We start from the raw sequence: 22592 nt of genomic DNA, 5'->3' as shown, positions 1-22592 counted from the left end.
GGCTGAATTTAAAAATGGTTTTGTACTTGGAAAATTTGTGTTTAATGGAAAAAACTCGCATCTTTAGTCACAAACATCTTGTAGCGCCAAGACGTTAGCGTTCGAATCTTATCTCATAATTTCTTAAAAAACAGAATTGCTCATCAATCAACTTCTCCAAAGTTAAACTTTACACAAAAATCAGCATCTGTTTTTAGTTCCCTACAAAAAACAATATTTTTATAAAATGAAAAAATCGATACTTACTCTTTGCCTTTTAGCGGCCGTTACTATTTCTTGTAATTCTAAAAAAGAAAATCAGGACGAAATTGTTAAAAAAGAAACTACTGAAATGGCTAAACCGCTATCTAAAGCAGATTCTATTATCAATACTGCTATAAAAGCTCATGGTGGTGATTTATACGCTAAAGCCGATTATTCATTTACTTTTAGAGATAAAAAATACCGTTTTAAAAATGACGGCAATAATTACGAATATTCATCTGAAGTACAAAAAGGTGATTCACTTATCAAAGATGTAATGATCAATAGTGATTTCACTCGTTACATTAATTCTCAAAAACAAAATCTTACTGCTGAAGATGCCGGTAAATACGGGGAATCATTGAATTCTGTTATTTATTTTGCAACGCTTCCTCACAAACTTCAAGATGCTTCTGTACATAAAAAGTATGTAGAAGAAACAACTATTAAAGGCAAAAATTACGATGTAATCGAGGTAACTTTTGGTCAAGATGGTGGCGGAAAAGATTTTGATGACCAGTACCAATATTGGATCAATAAAGAAACACACTTAATGGATTACTTCGCATACAATTACCAAGTCAATGAAGGTGGTGTGCGTTTTAGAGCTGCTTTCAATACAAGAGTAGTTGATGGTGTTACTTTTCAGGATTACATCAATTATGAAGCGCCGGTAAAAACCCCTTTGAAAGATTTACCCGCTTTATACGAACAAGGTAAATTAAAAGAAGCTTCAAAAATATTGACCGAAAACGTGGTTGCTAATTAAATCTAAAAAATATCTTGTTAGCAGTAGTCGTCACAAGTAGCCCAGATAGCAGCGGCATCCTCTTGTGGTAGCGATAGCGGACACAAAAGATATAGCGAATAGCTGGAAATAGCTCCTGAAAAAATACCGCAAATTCGCAAATTAAAAATCATTAGCTATTGCTGTAACTTGAAATTAAATTAAGTAGTAGTATTCAGCAAAACGCCTCCGAAAGATTTACCTGCTTTATACGAACAAGCTAAACTAAAAGAAGCTTCAAAAATCCTGACCAAAAACGTGGTTGCTAATTAAATCTAAAAAATATCTTGACAGCAGTAGTCGTCAAAAGTAGGCCAGATAACAGCGGCATCCTCTTGTGGTAGCGATAGCGGACACTAGAGATATAGTGAATAGCTGGAAATAGCTCCTGAAAAAATACCGCAAATTCGCAAATTAAAAATCTTTATGAAATTACTTTACTCTGGAACTCTAAAACTTTGAAGCTCCTAAACCCTGAAGCTTTGAAACTCTGTAACTCTATAACTCTGCAGCTTTGAAACTAAGTGACCAATAAACTTTGCCACTTAGTCCCTTTTCCTTACTTTTGCAAAAATAATTTTTCACACTTAAACCGTTTATAGCATGCAACTGTATAACACTTTAAGCGCAGAAGAAAGAGCCATCATGATTGATGATGCCGGGAAACAGAGACTTACTTTGTCTTTCTATGCTTATGCGCAAATTCAAGATCCAACACAATTTCGTAACGATTTATTCCGTGCTTGGGACCTGCTAGTGGTTCTTGGTCGAATTTATGTAGCCAAAGAGGGAATTAACGCTCAGTTATCACTTCCGGCAGATAACTTCTATGCTTTTAAGGATACAATCGAGCAGTATGATTTCATGCAAGGAATGCGATTGAATATTGCCGTAGAGCATGATGACCACTCGTTCTTGAAACTGACGATTAAGGTTCGTGACAAAATTGTTGCTGATGGTTTGAATGATGAAACTTTTGATGTGACAAACATTGGCGTGCATTTAAAAGCAAAGGAATTCAATACTATTTTAGACGATCCCAATACGATTGTGGTTGATTTTAGAAATCACTACGAAAGTGAAATTGGCTATTTTAAAGGGGCGATTACACCAGATGTGGATACTTTTAGAGAGTCATTGCCTATCATCAACGAACAATTAAAAGATTTTAAAGAAGATAAAAACTTAGTGATGTATTGCACCGGAGGAATTCGTTGTGAGAAGGCTTCGGCTTATTTTAAACACCAAGGTTTTAAAAATGTATACCAACTTGAAGGTGGAATTATTAATTACGCCAAACAAATCAAAGAGGAGAATTTAGAGAGTAAATTCATTGGTAAAAACTTTGTGTTTGATCACCGCTTAGGCGAAAGAATTACAGACGACATCGTATCTAAATGCCACCAATGCGGAAAGCCTTGTGATGTACACACCAATTGCATCAACGAAGGTTGCCATTTATTGTTTATTCAGTGTGAAGACTGTGCGCAGGCCATGCAAGGATGTTGTTCACAGGACTGTGTAGACGTGATTCACTTACCAGAAGAGGAGCAAAAAGCGATTCGTCGTGGCGTGAAAAACGGCAATAAGATTTTCAAAAAAGGGAAATCGGACGTGTTAACTTTCAAGAACAGAGAGGCGAATGTTGATCCTTTGGCGGCAGTTCCTAACCTTGCTGATTTAACAAAATCGAAAGCGTTGGCCAAAAAGCAACCAAAAATCAAGAAACAATACATTGGTAACGGAACGCATTTTTATCCAAAACCAAGTATTGGACAATTCAACATCGAAGAAAATGAAATCAACATAGGCGATACTATATTAATTAAAGGAATGACTACCGGTGAGCAAAAACTTATATTAACTGAGATGCAGGTAAATGATGTAAAAGCTAATAAAGCTGTTGCAGGAGATGTTTGTACCTTCAAATTACCGTTTAGAATACGATTATCAGATAAGCTGTATAAGATTTTAGACTAAAATGATTACTGATTTTTCAGTATTTGAGATTACAAAATTATTAGGATTTTAAAAATAAAAAAACAGCTGTAAAAGTGACTCTTACAGCTGTTTTTATTTTAATTAAAGATGCATTTCTTACCACCAACCTACGATCGTATAGTTAATAACTTCGGCTTTTGCATAAGCTAAAGAAATGTCTCTTGCAGCTTGCATTGCAGCTCTTTCTGCAGTGACGTCATCTTGATACACTTTCATTCTAAAATTCCATTCTCTTTTTTCATCGGCAAGAATTTTAGCAGCAATTTGGTTCGAAAAAGCTTGCGCTTCTTTGTAGCAACTAGCATTAGGATCTATCAAAGCTAAATATTCGCTAGCACTTGTTGCGCCATATTGATCTTGATTACTAGCCCAACTACTTTTGGCATTAGCCAAATTAACTTTACATTCTCTATCAATTTGTTGTTTGTAAATTACTTTTGTAATAGGAACTGCTTTTGCATAACACTCCTTACAAGCAGTTGGAATAGTTGCTAACTTGTACAAAGCGGCATCATATTGACCTTGTCCTGCTGCACTTTTAGCCTCTGTAATAATCGCATCACATTTTTTATTATAAAAGTCGATAATTTTTAGCTTCGCTTTATTGATAAAAACCTGATATTGAGGGTCATTAGTTTTAATATTTTTTAATGCGGCAATATAAGCTTTAGTTTCATTTGTCCCCACTCCTTTTACTGTAACCGAATAGGAAGAGAATTTGATTCCTTCCATACCGTCACCAATGTAAAAGTTAACCCCAAGCGTATAAGCCTGCATTGGTGGAGCTGTTGCGGTAATATCTTTAGACAAAACCTCAATATTTGCGGTTATAATAAACCTAGAATAAGCAGAGCTAACTCCCATGCCATTAGCAGTCACAATTTGTGACAATTTATTTTCTAAATTATTTCTCGCAATATCAGTTAAACCTTCTACACCGTCTGAAACATATGTACTTAATTCTATTTGCGAAGCTGCATCAACGGAATTGCTTTGCGCTTTAACTACTGAGACTACAAACAATAGTAAAATTGGAATTATCTTTTTCATAGTTATGATTTTTTTTATTTTTCTCCTACAACAATAGAAGCTTGACCAAGACCTTTAGTCATTAACTTAGCTTCAATTTTATAAGTTTCTTTTAAATATTTTTGAAGTCCTTTAGCCCAAGCTCTTGCATCAATTGCTTTTCCAGTTGCATCAAAAAGCGGAATTCTAACTTGTTCGAACAACATCATGTTTTCTGTTGCATCTGTAGTGCTAAAGCGTCCTTTTACAGTATTTTTTTGAACCCATGATTCAATTTGAGTACCTAGTTCTTCCCCTGCATATTCAGTTTCAAAATCACCCGCGAAAGAGTCAAATTTCTTAACCCTTAAAGTAATCTCTCTACCGTTAGCAAATAAATCATCAAAGTGACTCATTAATTGTACATTAAAATTGTCAATTTGTGACAATACCGCTGTTTCTAACATAACTGGTAAAGTAGAACCGATTAATTCTTGACCAGTTCCAGATGCTCCCGCAACTTGTTTATCAGTATATGAATCTAAACCTTGAAGGTTAAAAGTAATAGAATGTTTAGGTCCTATGGTATTAACATTCCAAGTTACTTGCATGATAATATCAGCTTTAGCCACTTTTTTCAATTTGTCAATAGGACTTTCTACAACTGATGCACCCGTTTTTTTACCTGTTAGCATCGCATCTTCTGCAGATTCACTTTCTAATGATTTTAAAACAGATTCTAAATTTTTTAATGGAAAACCTCTAGAAGCCATTAACTCATTTATTTTACTAATTACTATTAGCAATGCGGCATCCTCTTGCACTGCTCTTTTGTAATCAGGCACTTGAACATAAGTTCCTTGATTATCAAAGTCAAGCATATACCCTCTTTGATTACACCAAACATCACTAGGAACTACCATAATTGTAGGTTTCTTAGCTTGTGCATTTACAGTCAATGCTGCATTAAAAAAAACTATTGCGAATAAAATTATTCTTTTCATTGTTATACTATTATTGTTATTATAAATTATGCTTTGCCTCTCTTTAGAAAACAACTATTTATTTCAGTGAAGAATTAAAATCCACTAGAAAGTGATTTTATGATATTGGCTTTCTCTAAATCTTTTCTTAAGTCGGTAATATTTACCGCTACAATTACTCCAATTTTGTATTCTTTACCAATTTTCATTCTGTCCTCTGCCGCAACAGACCCATCATTTGAGAGAGAAACATATTTCATATAATCTCCTCCGTCATTAAAGAAAGGTTTGAAAAAATCTTCTTTTTCGTCCTCTAAGTTTAGGCTATTGGCCAAAGGGCTTTGTCCAGGAACACCTGATATTCCAGTAAAACCTTTAAAAATTATTCCGTGAATAGCGTTCTTTTTTGCTTGTTCCATTGCCACTTCGGGCTTTTTAGAATACGACCAAACTTTAATTAAATACGTTCCTTGAACTCCTGTTTGAACAGCTTCTATCTCGTATCTCCATGCTTTTGTATCTTTGTCTGCTTTGCGAGACTGAGCTAAACTTATATTGACAAAAGACAACAATAAAAATAGTGCTGCAATAAATTTAATATTTTTCATTTGTATAGATTTAAAATTAAATAATTTAAAAATCACACGAAACTTATTTAGACTATTCTAAAATAAAGGTTCCGTATGATTCTTAATTATAAGCTATTGATTAAAATTAATTGATTTGTCTAATTAACATTCCTGAGTAAAACTTCCCTCCTCCTTCAAGTAATGTTCCATCAAGAGCTTTTTTACTACCACCTTCATTATCCTCTTCTAAGAAACCTGCATTGAAACGGTTGTCCCAGATATTATCCTTATCTACTTTTATTGTACCTTTCTTTTTGTATTCGATAATTCCTGTTTTAGGATCCATGTTTGCTTCTAAAACTTCAAATTTCTCACCACCTTCTAAACCTTCTTTCATACCAATTTTGGCTTTTAAAGGACTTACAGAGTACAATGGAACTTTTGTTTTAAACACATCATATTTCTTTTGAAGTTTGGCGTACACATTATCGATATTTCTAACAACAGATAAATCTATGATCTCATTTTCTGTTCTTTTTTGAGAAAGAGAAAAAGTAACTAAACTTGTAGCGCTTTCAGAACCAACAAATTCTAATTGAAATAAATCACTTGAATCAAATTTTGCTTTCTTTGCAGCAGCAGTTGGGTCAGCAGCATTGTCTAACCAATAATCTTGATAAAAAGTATTGCTTGTAGCATCATCCCATTTTAATTTGTACAAGAAAGAAGTTGTCCAAACAGAATACCCTTCTTTTCCTTTATCGTACGCTTTGTCTGCAACTGCAATTGCTTTAGTACGCAACATAGCTACACTTAATTTATTGGCTGTTAAGATAGCTGCATCTCTGGCAACTCTGGCTACAGGCTCGTTTTCTATAAATTTCATTTTTGAAACAACTACAAACGTATTATTTAACAACTCTAAACCTGCGGTTACTAATAATGCGTTTCCTTCTGCAGATGCTGCTGCTGTTTTCATGTCTGTAAAAGACGCATTAATAAGTCCTCTTTCAGTAATTAACTGAATATCAAAAGTTCCATTAGCTTTTCTATTAAACCATTTAGCCACCATTTTATTGGCAATTTTATTCGATTTTAAGTATTGATCAATCATTGCAATCGTCTCTTCCTCAGAAGCACCTTCTTTTGCACCATACTTTTTACCATCAAAGGACTTAACACCAATGTTATGATTATCATATTTCTCAGGAAATGGAGCACTGTAATAGGCTTTAATCACTTCTTCCTTTTTAGGGAAATTATCGGATTCTATTAAAATAGTATGTAAAGAGCTTCGGCGATATTTAATATCTTTTAGATCTTTATTCCCTTGTGAAAAGCCGTTAAAACTTGCTACAGCTAAAATTAGTAAAAATGAACTTTTAAGTTTCATAAAATTTATTTGTTTCTTACTCTTGAGGATTTAGAGTTATTCCCCGTTTTTTAATGTGTTTTCTGGACTACACCTTTTTAATGAAATTTCAAAAAAAAATCCCAATATAATCCTACACAGCAACACTTGTTTAATAAGTGTTTACTTGTTATAAGATTATACTAGGATTTTTGTTTTCAGCGGCAAACCTAAGAATTTATTTAATAAAAAAAATCTTTTTTTTTAATTAAAAATACACTAATAGACACCGTAATGAATTTAAAATAGTCAAAGCGTTAAAACAATACGAAATAAATAATTTAAGTAAAACGTTAAATATCTTGATTTTATAAAATAACACAAAAATCTATAAACGGAATAAAACTATTCGAAAATAGAGGTTGAAACATTTAATCAAAAAATACTATCTTTACCCATTAAACGTTTTAAGAACTTAAGTTGTGCTCGTCGCAACACTATATATAAAATTATGGCATGTACAAGTTGTTCAACTTCTGATGGTGGCTCACCTAAGGGTTGTAAAAATAATGGAACTTGCGGCACCGATAGCTGCAATAAATTAACTGTTTTCGATTGGCTTTCTAATATGAGTTTACCTAACGGTGAAGCTCCTTTTGACTGTGTTGAAGTTCGTTTTAAAAATGGACGAAAAGAATTTTATCGCAATACTGAGAAACTAACTTTATCTATGGGTGACATTGTTGCCACAGTAGCCTCTCCTGGTCATGATATTGGGATTGTAACCTTAACTGGTGAGTTAGTAAAAATCCAAATGAAGAAAAAAGGAGCCAATTACAATGGTAATGAAATTCCGAAAATATATAGAAAAGCATCTCAAAAAGACATCGACATTTGGTCAGCAGCTCGCGAGCGTGAAGAACCTATGAAAGTAAGAGCGCGTGAATTAGCCATTCAGCACAAACTAGAAATGAAAATATCTGATATTGAATTTCAAGGGGATGCATCCAAAGCTACTTTTTATTACACTGCAAATGATCGAGTAGACTTTAGAATGTTGATTAAAGATTTTGCTAAAGAATTCAGTACTAGAGTCGAAATGAAACAAGTAGGTTTCCGTCAAGAAGCAGCTCGTTTAGGAGGAATTGGATCTTGTGGACGCGAACTATGTTGTTCTACATGGTTAACCGATTTTAGAAGTGTAAATACCTCTGCAGCACGTTACCAACAATTGTCTTTAAACCCACAAAAATTAGCCGGTCAATGCGGTAAATTAAAGTGTTGTTTAAACTACGAATTAGACACTTACATGGATGCTTTAAAAGGTTTTCCTGATTTTGAAACAAAATTAGTTACTGAAAAAGGAGAAGCTATTTGTCAAAAACAAGATATTTTTAAAGGATTAATGTGGTTTGCTTACACGAATAATTTTGCAAACTGGCACATCCTTAAAATTGATAAGGTAAAAGAAATTATAGCCGAAAATAAATTAAAAATAAAAGTATCGGCACTTGAAGATTATGCTATAGAGGTTATTCAGGAAACTGAAAAAGACTTTAATAATGCGATGGGGCAAGAGAGTTTAACTCGTTTTGACCAACCTAAGAAAAGTAAGAGACCAAATAAAAAACCTAAAAAGGTAGGTGAAAATGTGATTGTAGCACAGCCTAAAAAAGCAGGCGATAATAAAATTATTGCTAATAACAAAAAGCCTGTTCATAAAAAACCAGGAACTGCAAACGAGAAAAAACCCGCTGCAACAGAACCTGATGCAGTAAGAAAACCAATAATTATTAAAAAAAATGAGACTAAAAAATAGCCTTTTAGTTCTTTTGATAACTGTAGTTCTTTTTTCATGTGATAAAAAAAGAGTTTTTGACGAATACAAATCTGTTGGAAGTGCTTGGCATAAAGACAGTATTGTATCTTTTGATTTACCACAACTTGACTCTACTAAGAGGTACAATATGTTTATCAATATTAGGGACAATGACAATTACAAATACAACAACTTGTTTTTGATTGTTTCACTGGAATTACCAAACGGATATACAAAAATTGACACTCTAGAGTACGAAATGGCTGAACCTGATGGTACACTATTAGGGAATGGATTTACTGACATTAAGGAAAGTAAATTATTCTATAAAGACAATGTCCGTTTTAGAAGTACCTATAAAGTCAATATAAAACAAGCCGTTAGAGAAACAGGTAAAGTCCCTGGAGTTACTGAATTAGATGGAATCACAGAAGTAGGTTTACGAATAGAAAAAATAGAATAATAGTATATGGCTGCTAAAAAAAACAATCAAGGTAAAAACAATACTAACGATTATAAACGTTACACAAGGAATTTTTGGAAAATTTTCCTCTATGGCCTAGGAGGCGTAATTTTGTTTTTCTTATTTGCTTCATGGGGAATCTTTGGCGCAATGCCTTCCTTTGAAGATCTAGAAAATCCAGATTCGAACCTGGCTACAGAAATCATCTCTGCTGATGGTGTTGTTATTGGAAAATACTTCCAACAAAACCGCTCTCAATTAAGATATTCTGACTTACCTAAAAACTTTGTAGATGCACTAGTAGCTACAGAAGATGAGCGTTTCTATGAGCACTCTGGTATTGATGGAAGAGGAACTTTGCGAGCACTTTCTAATTTTGGAACTAATGGAGGTGCGAGTACGCTAACACAGCAATTAGCCAAACAATTGTTTCATGGTGAAGGGTCTAAATTCCTTCCGTTCAGAATTGTTCAAAAAATCAAAGAATGGGTAATCGCCATTAGACTAGAAAGACAATATACTAAAAACGAAATACTTGCCATGTATTGTAATGTTTACGATTTTGGTAATTTCTCTGTTGGAGTAAGCTCTGCAGCGCAAACGTATTTTTCTAAAACTCCTAAACAATTAAGCATCGATGAGTCTGCAATATTAGTTGGAATGTTCAAGAATTCTACTTTGTATAATCCTATTAGAAATATTCAAGGAGTTAAAAACAGAAGAAATGTAGTCTTAGCACAGATGCAAAAAAGTCACATGATTTCTAAAGAGGAAAAAGAAAAATTTCAGGCTTTACCAATCACTTTGCACTTTAAATTAGAAAGTCATCGAGAAGGAACCGCAACTTATTTTAGAGAGTACCTTCGTGAATACATGAAAAAATGGGCACAGGAGAATAAAAAACCAGATGGCTCTGATTATGACATCTACAAAGACGGTTTAAAAATATACACTACTATTGATTCTCGAATGCAATTACATGCGGAGGAAGCAGTAGCAGCGCATATGGCTAACTTACAAGAAGAGTTTTTTATCCAAGCTAAGAAGAACAAGAACGCTCCTTTTGTAAACATATCTGATAAAGAAACGCAACGCATTTTAACACAAGCAATGAAGTCTTCTAACAGATGGTCTGTGCTTAAATCATTAGAAAAAACTGACGAAGAAATTATAAAATCATTCAATGTAAAAACTAAAATGACTGTTTTTACTTGGAAAGGAGAGAAAGATACTATTATGACTCCTATTGATTCTATTCGTTATTACAAGCACTTTTTACAAACTGGTTTAATGGCAATGGAACCACAAACTGGAAGTATCAAAGCTTGGGTTGGAGGTATTAATTACAAATATTTTCAATATGATCACGTTGGTCAAGGAGCTAGACAAGTAGGGTCTACATTCAAACCATTTGTTTATGCTACTGCCATTGAGCAATTAAACATGTCTCCATGCGATTCTATTATTGATGCACCATTTACTATTCCAGTAGGCCGTCATCACGTTACTGCATCTTGGACACCACGTAACTCAAATAATAGGTACCTAGGTATGATTACTCTGAAAAAAGCATTAGCCAACTCTATTAATACTGTTTCGGCAAAATTAATGGATAAAGTAGGACCTGAAGCCGTAGTGGAGCTTACACATAAATTGGGTATAAAATCCAATATTCCATTGCAACCATCTATCGCTCTTGGAGCAGTAGACATCACTGTTGAAGATATGGTTGCTGCCTACAGCACCTTCGCAAATCAAGGAGTCTATAATAAACCCCAATTTTTATCACGCATAGAAGATAAAAGTGGCGTAGTTATCTACGAACCTATTCCAGAATCTCATGATGTATTGAATAAAGATATTGCCTTTGCAATCATAAAATTACTTGAAGGAGTAACTGAGGGTGGTTCAGGAAGTCGATTAAGAACTCAAGGTGGAGGAAATGGGTACAATAGAATTACAGGATATCCATATATGTTTAAAAACCCTATTGCAGGTAAAACAGGTACCACTCAAAACCAATCAGATGGTTGGTTCATGGGAATGGTTCCTAATCTAGTAACGGGTGTTTGGGTAGGTTGCGAAGACCGTTCGGCTCGTTTTAAAAGCATCACCTACGGACAAGGAGCAACTGCTGCCTTACCTGTTTGGGGTTACTTCATGAAACTGTGCTATGCAGATAAAGACTTAAAAGTATCTAAAACTGAGTTTGAAAGACCTGCAAACCTTTCCATAAAAGTAGATTGTTATACCGCTCCAAAAGTTAAAGACACAACAGCTATTCAAAACACTGATGAGTTTGAATTCTAAAAATTTTTAGAAGCTATTTCCAGCTCTCCGCTATATCTTTCTGGCTGAACACCGGCCACAAAGGATGTCGCTTTGATCTGGGCTAAACAATAAGCTATTAATTACACTATTATAACCACAATATATGATTAATAAAAAAGTAAACAGTGTACAAGAAGCACTTGAAGGAGTACAAGACGGAATGACCATTATGTTAGGTGGTTTTGGACTGTGCGGTATACCAGAAAATGCCATTGCCGAACTTGTAATCAAAGAAACTAAAGAGCTTACCTGTATTTCTAACAATGCAGGAGTAGATGATTTTGGATTAGGATTGCTTTTGCAAAAGCGCCAAATCAAAAAAATGATCTCTTCCTACGTAGGCGAAAATGCCGAATTTGAACGACAAATGCTTTCTGGAGAACTTGACGTTGAATTAACACCTCAAGGAACATTGGCCGAAAAATGCCGTGCCGCTCAAGCTGGTATTCCTGCTTTCTTTACACCAGCAGGATACGGAACAGAAGTAGCCGAAGGAAAAGAAGTTCGTGAATTTAACGGAAAAATGCACATCATGGAATTAGCCTATAAAGCTGATTTTGCCATCGTAAAAGCATGGAAAGGCGACGAAGCAGGAAACTTAATCTTTAAAGGAACCGCTCGTAACTTTAACGCTTGCATGGCTGGTGGCGCAAAAATCACAGTAGCCGAAGTAGAAGAACTTTTACCCGCAGGCTCATTAAACCCAAATGAAATTCATATTCCTGGTATCATGGTACAACGCATTTTTCAAGGAGAGAAATTTGAGAAAAGAATAGAGCAAAGAACGGTTAGACAAAAATAATCAACATCAATCCACAAAATTCAGGATTATTGCTCAGTAAAAAATGCAGTTAACCTTAATTCTTAATGGTTTAAATAAAAGTGATATGTTAGGAAAAGAAGAAATCGCAAAACGAATAGCTAAAGAAGTTAAAGACGGATATTACGTAAACTTAGGAATCGGAATCCCTACCTTAGTTGCTAATTATGTACGTAATGATATCGCTGTTGAATTTCAAAGCGAGAACGGTGTTCTGGGCATGGGTCCATTCCCATTTGAAGGAGAGGAAGACGCAGACATCATTAACGCTGGAAAACAAACCATAACCACCTTAGCAGGCGCATCCTTCTTTGATTCTGCTTTGAGTTTTGGAATGATTCGTTCACAAAAAGTTGACTTAACTATTCTTGGTGCTATGGAAGTAGCCGAAAATGGCGATATCGCTAACTGGAAAATTCCAGGGAAAATGGTAAAAGGAATGGGTGGCGCAATGGATCTCGTAGCCTCTGCCGAAAATATTATTGTTGCCATGATGCATGTTAACAAAAAAGGTGAATCAAAAATCCTTAAAAAATGCAGCTTACCATTAACTGGTGTAGGTTGTGTAAAAAAAGTAGTGACTGAACTTGCCGTATTAGAAATAACTCCAAAAGGTTTTAAATTACTAGAAAGAGCTCCTGGCGTATCAGTAGATCACATAATTGCAGCAACTGAAGCTGATTTAATTATTGAAGGAGATATTCCAGAGATGCAAATAGATTAAAAACAACCTTTTTGTATAAACTTATAAGATGAATATTCCTTTTGATCCCATTGTTTTAGGTTACAAAATAAATATTCATCTTGTTTTTGAATACCTAGCCTTTTTTATTGGCTATCGGTATTATCTTTTTAGAAGAAAAAAAACCACTGATTCAATACAAACAACCAACAGACTCTCCATAATTCTTGGTGCAACTATAGGCGCTTTCTTAGGGTCAAGAATTTTTGGCTTTTTAGAGAACCCTATTTTACCAACCTCATTACCGTCTTTTATTGATTTATTGAACTATAAGACAATTATGGGCGGATTGTTTGGAGGCCTACTTGGAGTGGAACTAGCTAAAAAAATTATTGGAGAGAAAGAGTCTTCAGGAGACTTATTTGTTTTCCCAATAATTTTGGGTATTTTCATTGGTCGAATTGGCTGCTTTTTATCAGGCACAAATGAGTTTACGTACGGAAAAGAAACCACTTTTTTTCTGGGAATGAATTTAGGAGATGGTCTACAAAGGCATCCTTTGGCCTTGTATGAATTGGTATTTCTCGCCGTTCTATTCTACTTTCTAACCGTTCTAAAAAGAAAAAAATTACAAAACGGATTACTCTTTCAATATTTCATGATTTCTTATTTTGGATTCCGTTTTTTCATTGAATTCCTAAAACCTAATACTTTTTTTACATTTGGTTTAAGTTCTATACAAATCTTAAGTATAATTTGCTACATTTATTATTACAAAACAATTTTAAATTTATTCAAAAATGCCAGTTAGAGATTATACTTATTACGATTTCACTTTAAGCTTATGTCCGGAATGCTTAAAACGTATTGATGCAAAAATTGTTTTTCAAGACGACAATGTTTACATGCTTAAAAGATGTCCAGAACACGGAAATTCTAAAGTATTAATTGCAGATGATATTCCTTATTATAAGAACATCCGAAATTATAATAAACCCTCTGAGACGCCATACAAATTTAATACAAAAACGGATTATGGCTGTCCTTACGATTGTGGTTTATGTCCCGATCATGAGCAGCATTCTTGTTTAACTGTTGTTGAAATCACGGATAGATGTAATTTAAGCTGCCCTACTTGTTACGCCGGCTCCTCACCTACTTATGGAAGACACAGAACGTTGGACGAAGTAAAAGCCATGCTTGACACCATCGTTCGAAACGAAAAAGAACCTGATGTTGTACAAATAAGTGGCGGAGAACCCACGATTCATCCACAGTTTTTTGAGATTTTAGATTATGCAAAATCACTTCCAATTAAGCATTTAATGTTAAATACTAATGGGATTAAAATTGCCAAAGACAAAGAATTTGCAAAACAATTAAGTACTTATGCCCCTGATTTTGAAATTTATTTACAATTTGATTCTTTTGAAAATAGTGTTTTAAAAGAATTAAGAGGAGCCGAATTAAATGACATTCGAAAACAAGCCATTGAAAATCTGAATGAACTTAATCTTTCTACTACCTTAGTTGTTACTTTACAAAAAGGATTAAATGACTCCGAAATTGGAAAAATAATCGAATTCGCTTTAAAGCAAAAATGCATTCGCGGCGTCACTTTTCAGCCTACACAAATTGCAGGACGATTAGAAAATTTCAATCCAGAAACCGACAGAATGACTTTGACGGAAGTAAGACGAAAAATTCTAGAACAAACATCCATTTTTAACCCTGATGATTTGTTGCCTGTACCATGTAATCCTGATGCTTTAGTTATGGGATACGCATTAAAATTAGGAGAAGAAGTTTTTCCATTAACTCGGTACATCAATCCAAATGACTTATTAGATAATAGCAAAAACACTATTATCTATGAACAAGATGATGTGCTACACGGTAAAATGATAGAATTGTTCAGTACAGGTAATTCAGTAACTGTAGCCGAAGAAAACTTAAAATCAATCTTGTGCTGTTTGCCTAATATTGAAGCTCCAAATCTAGGATACGACAATCTGTTTCGCATTATAATTATGCAATTTATAGACGCTTATAATTTTGATGTAAGAGCAATAAAAAAATCATGTGTTCACATTGTTGATAAAGACAACAAAATCATTCCTTTTGAAACCATGAATTTATTTTATAGAGACGATAAAAAAGAACGATTAGAAGGACTTAGAAAGCAACAAATATGATACAGTTAGAGGTAGGGAACTTAAATGGTATAGTAGTCATAATAGCATTAATTATGGTGGGGCCTCCTGTGGTTTTAACATTAATTGGGTTTGGGCTACAAAAAAATAACGCTAAGGCAGCAAAAGTATTTTATATTTTATCCGCTCTGTATTTACTAATAGGATTGGGAATATGTGGAAGTATGATGGCTTAATTCAATTATAATAGAAAACATTTCTTAAAATACTAATTGACATAAGCAGTGTAAAAGTTACTTCGCTTACTTAAAACAACAAATAGGCTGTTCAAATGAACAGCCTATTTGTTTATCTAATAATTAAAAAGCTACTAAATTTTAAATTGAGTAAAAAATAGACATTTAAAAATGTATGAATGTTCACAATTATTTTACTATAAAATCAAAACCTCATTTCTAAAAGAAATGCTATTTCTTTTAGAAATCATAAATACTAAAACTTTTTATAAAAAAATTTAATTATCAGTTCGAGTAGTATGTAGAACTACTATTGAACCTCAACTAAGTTAACTATGACTAAAATCAGGTTGAATTATAATTATTTAGAGTATAATTTACATTAACACCCTTTTTACTATTAACTAACTGAAATATAAATTACTAGAAACTATTACTTACTTAAGAAAAAACTTAATTTCATCAATTAATTAAAAACATCGCTCAACCCTCATTCTTCCTATAAAAATCAATTAAAATTATCTTTATGTTAATTTAATCCCAACTAAATCACTCAAAATGTGAGTTTTTTGTAAATATTTTGTTAAATTTGATTGCCCAAATTTTAATATTAATATAACCTACAAAAAATGAAAACAAAATTACTAGGAAAAATGGCTCTTGCCATAACGGTTTCCTTTTTGGCTTTTGAAGCACGAGGTCAGGAAACAAACAAAAATGTAAAAGAGAAAATTACCAATGAAAATGGCAAACCTTCTCTAATTGTGTTCACTGAAAAATCAACCTATAAAACCAGTGACTCACAAAAAATATTACAAGAACAGTTAGGGATAACAAATGATTCAAAATTTTCTCAAATCAAAGCAGAAACAGATAAATCTGGCTTCTTGCATGAAAAATACCAATTAAGCCATCAAGGTGTAAAAGTTGAATTTGCAACTTATACTTTACATTCAAAAAGCGGTAAAATAACCTCAATGAGTGGTGAGTATTATGATACTCAAAATGCAAATATTATTCCAGCTATATCAAAAGAAACTGCATTTCAAAAAGCATTAAATCAAATAGGAGCTTCAAAATATCTTTGGGAAAATCCTGAAAGTGCTGCAGAAATTGGATACATTAAACCTGAGGGTGAACTAGTATTTCTTCCAGATATGGATCAAAAGAAAACAAAAAAAGAGGGACAAAAAATAACACTAGCATATAAATTTGACATTTATGCAACCAGTCCAATTAGTAGAGGGGATCTATACATTGACGCAAATACGGGCGAAGCGTTATTTTACAATGCTAGAATAAAACACATAGAAAAATACAGCCACAATAAAAACGCTTTAAGTACAATTACTGACAAAAACACAAGTTTTGTTGCTGCAAATGCTGCTACACGTTATAGTGGAACACAAAGCATCCAAACTCAATTAAGCGGGTCTAGCTATATTTTATCTGATGCAACTCGTGGTAAAGGTATACAAACCTTCAATATGAATAAAAGCACCAATTATAATAGTGCAGTAAACTTTACTGATAACGATAATAACTGGACTAGTGCTGAATTTGATAATACAAATAAAGATAATGGTGCTCTAGACGCACACTGGGGAGCAGAAAAAACATATGATTATTGGTCAACTGTACATGGGCGAAACAGTTTTGACAATGCAGGAGCAGCGATAAAGAGCTATGTACATTACGACAATGCTTATGACAATGCTTACTGGAACGGTAGTGTAATGACTTATGGAGATGGTAGTGGTACTTATTTTGATGTATTGACATCAATTGATGTAGCCGCACATGAAATAGGCCATGCAATTTGCGAAAAAACTGCAAATTTAGCCTATCAAAAAGAATCGGGCGCAATGAATGAAGCATTCTCAGATATATGGGGAGCATGTATTGAATATTATGCAGCACCAACTAAAAATACATGGCTAATAGGAGAAGATATTGAAAGAAGATCCGGTCATGCAGCTTTACGTTCTATGAGTAATCCAAAATCAGAAGGGCAACCAGATACTTATGGAGGAACAAACTGGATAAACGTGAATTGTACTCCTGCAAAAGCTAATGATTATTGTGGTGTACATACAAATAGTGGTGTTTTGAATCATTGGTTTTACATCTTAGCTGTTGGAAAATCTGGAACAAATGATATTGGAAACACTTACGCGGTTACTGGTATAAATATAGACAAAGCAGCAAAAATAGCTTATCGAATAGAAAGTGTTTACCTTTCTGCCAATTCAACTTTTGCAAATGCAAGAACATATGGAATACAATCTGCGGTTGAATTATATGGCGCAGGATCTGCAGAAGTAATCGCTACAACAAATGCATTTTATGCAATTGGAGTTGGTGCTGCGTATGGAGAAACCGCATATTGTGCTTCAAAAGGAAATAGTGTATCAGATGAATACATTAGTAAAGTAGCTTTGGGTACAATTAATAAAACATCAACGGGCGGAACCGGATACAGTGATTACACAGCTACTTCAACAACATTAGCAAAAAGTAGTTCAAATACGATTACAATTACTCCAGCATGGCCTGGGACAAGCTACGATGAAGGATATGCTGTATGGATTGATTACAATCAAAATGGAGATTTTTCAGATTCTGGAGAATTGGTATGGAGTAAAACAGCATCTAAAACGACTCCAGTTACTGGAACATTTACAGTTCCTAACACTGCAAAAAGCGGAGAAACTCGAATGAGGGTTTCAATGAAATATAATGCAATTCCTACTGCATGTGAGGCGTTTTCATATGGAGAAGTTGAAGACTATACCGTAAATATAACTAACGGATCTAGTGACACTACTGCACCAACAGCGCCAACAAGTTTAGCGGCATCAGGAACAACTGCTACAACAACAACATTATCATGGAATGCAGCAACTGACAATGTAGCTGTAACAGGATACGATGTTTATCAAGGATCAACATTAAAAGCAACTGTTACTACTACTACTTATTCAGTAACAGGATTAACAACTGGTACGGCTTACATTTATACTGTAAAAGCTAAAGATCTTGCTGGCAATGTCTCTGCAGCGAGTAACGCAGTTACTGTAACGCCTAAAACTACATCTTTGACCTATTGCACAAGCAAAGGAAATTCAGCTACTGATGAATATATTGATTATGTTAGCATAGGTGGTATTGCAAATACTACTGGAGCAAATGCAGGATACGGAAACTTTACTTCTCAAGTAGGAAACTTACCATATGGATCTAATACTATTATATTTAGTGCTGGATTTAGTGGATCATCCTATACTGAATATTGGAAGGTCTGGATTGATTACAATCAAAATGGAAGTTTTGAAACTTCAGAGGAAGCAGTAACAGGATCCTCTTCTAGCAGCGCAAATTTATCAAGTACATTTACAGTTCCTACTTCTGCTTTAGCTGGAACAACACGTATGAGAGTAGCTATGAAATATAATGCAGCCCCAACAGCATGTGAAACTTTTTCTTATGGTGAAGTAGAAGATTATACTGTAAATATTGGCGGAAACACAATCACTAGTTTCACTAGTTTGAATAATAGCACTGAATTAGGGGATGAACCTTCCATTTCTGACCTTTCGATGTATCCTAACCCTGTCAATAGTTACCTAAATGTACAAATGACAGATCAAAGAAAAGGAGACTATAGAATACTCAATCTTTTAGGACAAATGGTAGGTTCAGGTACACTTTCTAAAAATGAAATTAATGTCAGCCAATTGGATGCTGGTGTATATATCATTGAAGTAAATGACGGACAAAAAACCACAACAAAAAAGATTTACAAAAACTAAAATTTTAAATTTATAATAGAAAAGCCTCACATTATTGTGAGGCTTTTTTTGATTATAATACATTGGTTTTAGATTAATTACTCATTAATACTTCTAGATTTCATTAAGACAATCAAAGCACATGCCTTGTTTAATCCCCTTTTGGTATCGCTTCAATTAACTTCTTAGTGTATTCTTTTTGAGGGTTTGCGTACAATTCGTCAGCATCAGCCATTTCCTCAATTTTCCCTTTGTTCATAACAAGTACTTGGTCACTCATGTATTTCACTACAGCCAAATCATGGGAGATAAATACATACGTAAATCCAAAATTCTCTTTTAACTCATTTAAAAGGTTCAAGACTTGCGCTTGGACTGAAATATCTAAAGCAGAAACTGATTCGTCACAAACGATTAATTTAGGCTGTAAAGCTATTGTTCTCGCAATTCCTATTCGTTGTCTTTGCCCACCAGAAAACTCATGTGGATATCTATTAAAATATTCAGCTCCTAAACCTACTCTTTCAAGAATTTCAATAGTCTTTTCTTTCCTCTCTTTATCATTTTTATGCAAACCATGTACTTTCATAGGTTCCATAATGGCTTTACCAATAGGAATTCGTGGGTTTAGTGACGAATATGGGTCTTGAAAAATAATCTGAATTTCTTTTCTCAAAGTTTTAATTGCAGTTCCACTTAACTTTGTAATATCCTGACCTCGGTATAGAATTTGACCTGCAGTAGCTTTATCTAATTGTAAAATTGCATTTCCTAAAGTCGATTTCCCACAGCCGCTTTCTCCCACTAAACCTAGTGTTTCACCTTCATACAATTTAAAACTAACATCGTCAACCGCTTTAAAACCTATTTTCTTGCCAAAAATACCTACTGTGGATAAATATTCTTTTTCAACATTAATAACTTCTAAAATAGGGGCTTGTTTATATAATTTATCATGAAATTGAGCACGATCTTCTGGAGATACAATCTCCGTATTAATTTGATTATTCAAAAAATCTTGAATTGTAGGCAGTCTTTTTAAACGCACCTCTAGCGATGGTCTTGAAGCAATTAAAGCTTTTGTATAATTATGTTCGGGATTTTTGAATATCTTTTTTACTTCACCTTGTTCTACAATTTGACCTTTGTACATCACTAAAACACGGTGGGCAATTTCAGATACTAAAGACAAATCATGAGAAATGAATATAATACTCATTCCTGTTTCTTGCTGTATGTCTTTTAATAATTGTATGATTTCTTTTTGAACTGTAACATCAAGTGCTGTAGTAGGTTCATCTGCAATAAGCAACATTGGTTTACATGCAATTGCCATAGCAATCATTACTCTTTGCTTTTGTCCACCTGATATTTCATGAGGATATTTATCAAAAATGAGTTCCGGATTTGGTAACTTTACTTTTTCAAAAAGCGACAGTGTTTCTACCTTAGAAGCTGACTTAGATAATGACGTATGCTGTAAAAGAATTTCTTGAACTTGAAAACCACATTTTAATGATGGATTCAAAGAACTCATTGGTTCTTGAAAAATCATCGCTATATCATTTCCTCTTAAGTTTTGTAATTCCTTATCAGATAAATGGGCAACATTTTTACCATCAAAAAGAATTTGACCATTAGTTATTTTCGAAATATTTACTGGCAACAATCCCATGATTGCTAATGAAGAAACTGATTTACCAGATCCTGATTCACCTACAATGCCTAGGATTTCATTTTCTCTTAAATCGTAACTAATTGTATTAATCACAGCAGAGTAAACGCCTTCTTTTTTAAAAGAAATTTCTAAATTTTCTATGGATAGTAATTGCTTGTTCATGTGGGTAAAAGTAACGATTTCAAGGGTAAATTAAATAACTCTTACGACTTTAAACGTGAATAATTTCATCCTCTATTAATAAATCCTCTTGGCGTAAGCGAAGAAATATTTGTGCTACAGCAATGGTATCTTTTTCACAATAGGTTACAATACGATCAATGTCTTTTTCTACATAAAACACATGTCCAACTTGGCTACCATCAATATCTCCCTTTGGAGAAGGTATGCCAAGCACTTTACACATCAATTTTAAAGAAGTAAAATGCTTATAATCGCCAAACTTCCATAATTCTAATGTATCTAAATGCGGAATTTCCCAAGGCTTTTTCCCAAACAGATTGAGTTTATTTGGAATTGCAATTTTGTTTATAATCATGCGCCTTGCCAAAAACGGAATATCAAATTCCTTTGCATTATGGCCACATAAAACATGTTGTGGTTGGTTAAAATGATTGTTTAATAAATTATTAAAATCTTTCAAAACTGTAACCTCATCACCGAAAAAAGACGTTACTCTAAAATTACGAACATCACCTTTATTCGCAAAATAACCAACTGAAATACAAATAATTTTACCAAACTCAGCCCAAATTCCGGCGCGGTCATAAAAATCTCCTGGCGTATATTCGTCTTTGCGCTGGTATTGCGTTTTGTTTTCCCAAAGTGCTTTCATCTCTGAATCTAAACTATTAAAGTCAGCGGTTTCTGGAACGGTTTCTATATCCAAGAATAGAATATTATTGAGATTGATTTTTTCTATCATAAATTTTATTTTGAACACTCACCTCTCCAATTTATAAAAGACAGCGTATATTGCTAAGTTGAGTTTACCAAATATAAGTAAAAAAGAGCAATCTACATTTAATGATGACCATGTTGTGCTTAAAACAAACTTTGTTGTTTTGTAGGGTTTTCATGTTCCAAAAGCCATTTTTTACGCCACAGTCCTCCTGCATAGCCAGTAAGCGACCCATCAGAACCAATGACTCTATGACACGGAACAACAATCCAAAGTGGGTTTTTACCATTTGCAGAAGCTACAGCCCGTATGGCCTTCACATCACCAAGTCTTTTGGCCTGTTCTAGATAAGTTCTCGTTTTTCCGTGGGGAATAGCCAATAAGTTGTTCCAAACTTTTTTTTGGAAATCAGTTCCTTTAGGATTTAATTTAAAAGTAAAATTGATTCTTTTATTTTCGAAATATTCATTGATTTGCTGAACAGCTTCTTGCAAATCTATTGGAATCACTGTAGAAACGGCCCCTAAATCAGAAACAGTAATAGCTGTTATTCCATTTTTATCACCAGTAATCATAGCAGTACCGAGCGGGGTTTTTATGTAGGCTATTTCCATTTTATAAAGATAAATAATATTTATTAGTAATACTCTAAAACAAAAAACGGCCTACAAGGAATATCCTGTAGGCCGATTAAAAGAGCTAGTGTAAATCTTAGTTTTCTAGCCCTTTTACCCAAAGTATGGGGAATAGTAGCAAAACCTTAAAATCTCTTTATA

The 22592-nt window shown here is 33.8% G+C and carries 18 protein-coding genes; 11 read left to right on the top strand and 7 right to left on the bottom strand.

The genetic code is table 11. The features are described 5' to 3' along the window. Window positions 1–226 precede the first annotated feature (226 nt). Both HNP99_RS04465 and trhO read left to right on the top strand, forming a co-directional pair. The gene (locus HNP99_RS04465; protein WP_173851700.1) at window positions 227–1012 is read left to right on the top strand and encodes a DUF6503 family protein; all 786 of its coding nucleotides are present in this window, start codon (window positions 227–229) and stop codon (window positions 1010–1012) included. A gap of 621 nt (window positions 1013–1633) precedes the next feature. Next, complete coding sequence (gene trhO, locus HNP99_RS04460; protein ID WP_173851698.1) at window positions 1634–3010, top strand: oxygen-dependent tRNA uridine(34) hydroxylase TrhO; 1377 nt, start codon at window positions 1634–1636, stop codon at window positions 3008–3010. 117 nt (window positions 3011–3127) lie between these two features. On the opposite strand, the gene HNP99_RS04455 is transcribed toward trhO, so the two are convergent. From HNP99_RS04455 to HNP99_RS04440, 4 genes are all read right to left on the bottom strand, one after another. Continuing rightward, window positions 3128–4081 (bottom strand): hypothetical protein, encoded by a 954-nt coding sequence (locus HNP99_RS04455; RefSeq protein ID WP_173851696.1) that lies wholly within the window; start codon window positions 4079–4081, stop codon window positions 3128–3130. Window positions 4082–4095: 14 nt separating this feature from the next. Next, window positions 4096–5043 carry a DUF6175 family protein gene (locus tag HNP99_RS04450; protein WP_173851694.1) on the bottom strand — a complete coding sequence of 316 codons (948 nt, stop codon included), beginning with the start codon at window positions 5041–5043 and terminating at the stop codon, window positions 4096–4098. 74 nt (window positions 5044–5117) lie between these two features. Next, window positions 5118–5630 carry a hypothetical protein gene (locus HNP99_RS04445; RefSeq protein ID WP_173851692.1) on the bottom strand — a complete coding sequence of 171 codons (513 nt, stop codon included), beginning with the start codon at window positions 5628–5630 and terminating at the stop codon, window positions 5118–5120. Window positions 5631–5736: 106 nt separating this feature from the next. Beyond that, the gene (locus tag HNP99_RS04440) at window positions 5737–6984 is read right to left on the bottom strand and encodes a hypothetical protein (RefSeq protein ID WP_173851690.1); all 1248 of its coding nucleotides are present in this window, start codon (window positions 6982–6984) and stop codon (window positions 5737–5739) included. A 469-nt stretch (window positions 6985–7453) separates the two neighbouring features. Here HNP99_RS04440 and HNP99_RS04435 point away from each other — a divergent pair, with 469 nt between their 5' ends. From HNP99_RS04435 to HNP99_RS04395, 9 genes are all read left to right on the top strand, one after another. Continuing rightward, window positions 7454–8761 carry a PSP1 domain-containing protein gene (locus tag HNP99_RS04435; protein WP_173851688.1) on the top strand — a complete coding sequence of 436 codons (1308 nt, stop codon included), beginning with the start codon at window positions 7454–7456 and terminating at the stop codon, window positions 8759–8761. Next, window positions 8745–9224, top strand: a complete 480-nt coding sequence (locus HNP99_RS04430) for a gliding motility lipoprotein GldH (protein WP_173851686.1) — start codon at window positions 8745–8747, stop codon at window positions 9222–9224. Before HNP99_RS04435 ends, HNP99_RS04430 begins: the two co-directional genes overlap by 17 nt. Window positions 9225–9230: 6 nt before the next feature. Continuing rightward, complete coding sequence (locus HNP99_RS04425) at window positions 9231–11534, top strand: penicillin-binding protein 1A (protein WP_173851684.1); 2304 nt, start codon at window positions 9231–9233, stop codon at window positions 11532–11534. 124 nt (window positions 11535–11658) lie between these two features. Next, window positions 11659–12357 (top strand): CoA transferase subunit A, encoded by a 699-nt coding sequence (locus HNP99_RS04420; RefSeq protein WP_173851682.1) that lies wholly within the window; start codon window positions 11659–11661, stop codon window positions 12355–12357. 85 nt (window positions 12358–12442) lie between these two features. Continuing rightward, window positions 12443–13099, top strand: coding sequence for a 3-oxoacid CoA-transferase subunit B (locus HNP99_RS04415; protein ID WP_173851829.1), 657 nt, complete (start codon window positions 12443–12445; stop codon window positions 13097–13099). A 28-nt stretch (window positions 13100–13127) separates the two neighbouring features. Further along, on the top strand, window positions 13128–13868 hold the full coding sequence (locus HNP99_RS04410; RefSeq protein WP_173851680.1) for a prolipoprotein diacylglyceryl transferase: 741 nt from the start codon (window positions 13128–13130) through the stop codon (window positions 13866–13868). Next, window positions 13858–15252, top strand: coding sequence for a radical SAM protein (locus HNP99_RS04405; protein WP_173851678.1), 1395 nt, complete (start codon window positions 13858–13860; stop codon window positions 15250–15252). Before HNP99_RS04410 ends, HNP99_RS04405 begins: the two co-directional genes overlap by 11 nt. Further along, window positions 15249–15446 carry a hypothetical protein gene (locus tag HNP99_RS04400; RefSeq protein WP_173851676.1) on the top strand — a complete coding sequence of 66 codons (198 nt, stop codon included), beginning with the start codon at window positions 15249–15251 and terminating at the stop codon, window positions 15444–15446. The genes HNP99_RS04405 and HNP99_RS04400 overlap by 4 nt, the downstream gene beginning before the upstream one ends. A 629-nt stretch (window positions 15447–16075) precedes the next feature. Further along, window positions 16076–19258, top strand: coding sequence for a M4 family metallopeptidase (locus tag HNP99_RS04395; RefSeq protein WP_173851674.1), 3183 nt, complete (start codon window positions 16076–16078; stop codon window positions 19256–19258). Window positions 19259–19388: 130 nt separating this feature from the next. On the opposite strand, the gene HNP99_RS04390 is transcribed toward HNP99_RS04395, so the two are convergent. From HNP99_RS04390 to HNP99_RS04380, 3 genes are all read right to left on the bottom strand, one after another. Further along, complete coding sequence (locus HNP99_RS04390) at window positions 19389–21077, bottom strand: ABC transporter ATP-binding protein (RefSeq protein WP_173851672.1); 1689 nt, start codon at window positions 21075–21077, stop codon at window positions 19389–19391. Between the two features lie 49 nt (window positions 21078–21126). Continuing rightward, window positions 21127–21840: a 3'-5' exonuclease gene (locus HNP99_RS04385; RefSeq protein WP_173851670.1), complete on the bottom strand. Its 714-nt coding sequence runs from the start codon at window positions 21838–21840 to the stop codon at window positions 21127–21129. Window positions 21841–21959: 119 nt separating this feature from the next. Beyond that, entirely contained in the window at window positions 21960–22430 is a 471-nt protein-coding gene (locus tag HNP99_RS04380; protein ID WP_173851668.1) for a methylated-DNA--[protein]-cysteine S-methyltransferase, read from the bottom strand. Window positions 22431–22592 lie beyond the last annotated feature (162 nt).

Source organism: Flavobacterium gelidicaeli (assembly GCF_013294005.1).
Classification (GTDB): domain Bacteria; phylum Bacteroidota; class Bacteroidia; order Flavobacteriales; family Flavobacteriaceae; genus Flavobacterium.
The sequence above is the reverse complement of the archived record's forward strand: the minus strand, read 5'-3'. Positions and strand labels throughout refer to the sequence as shown.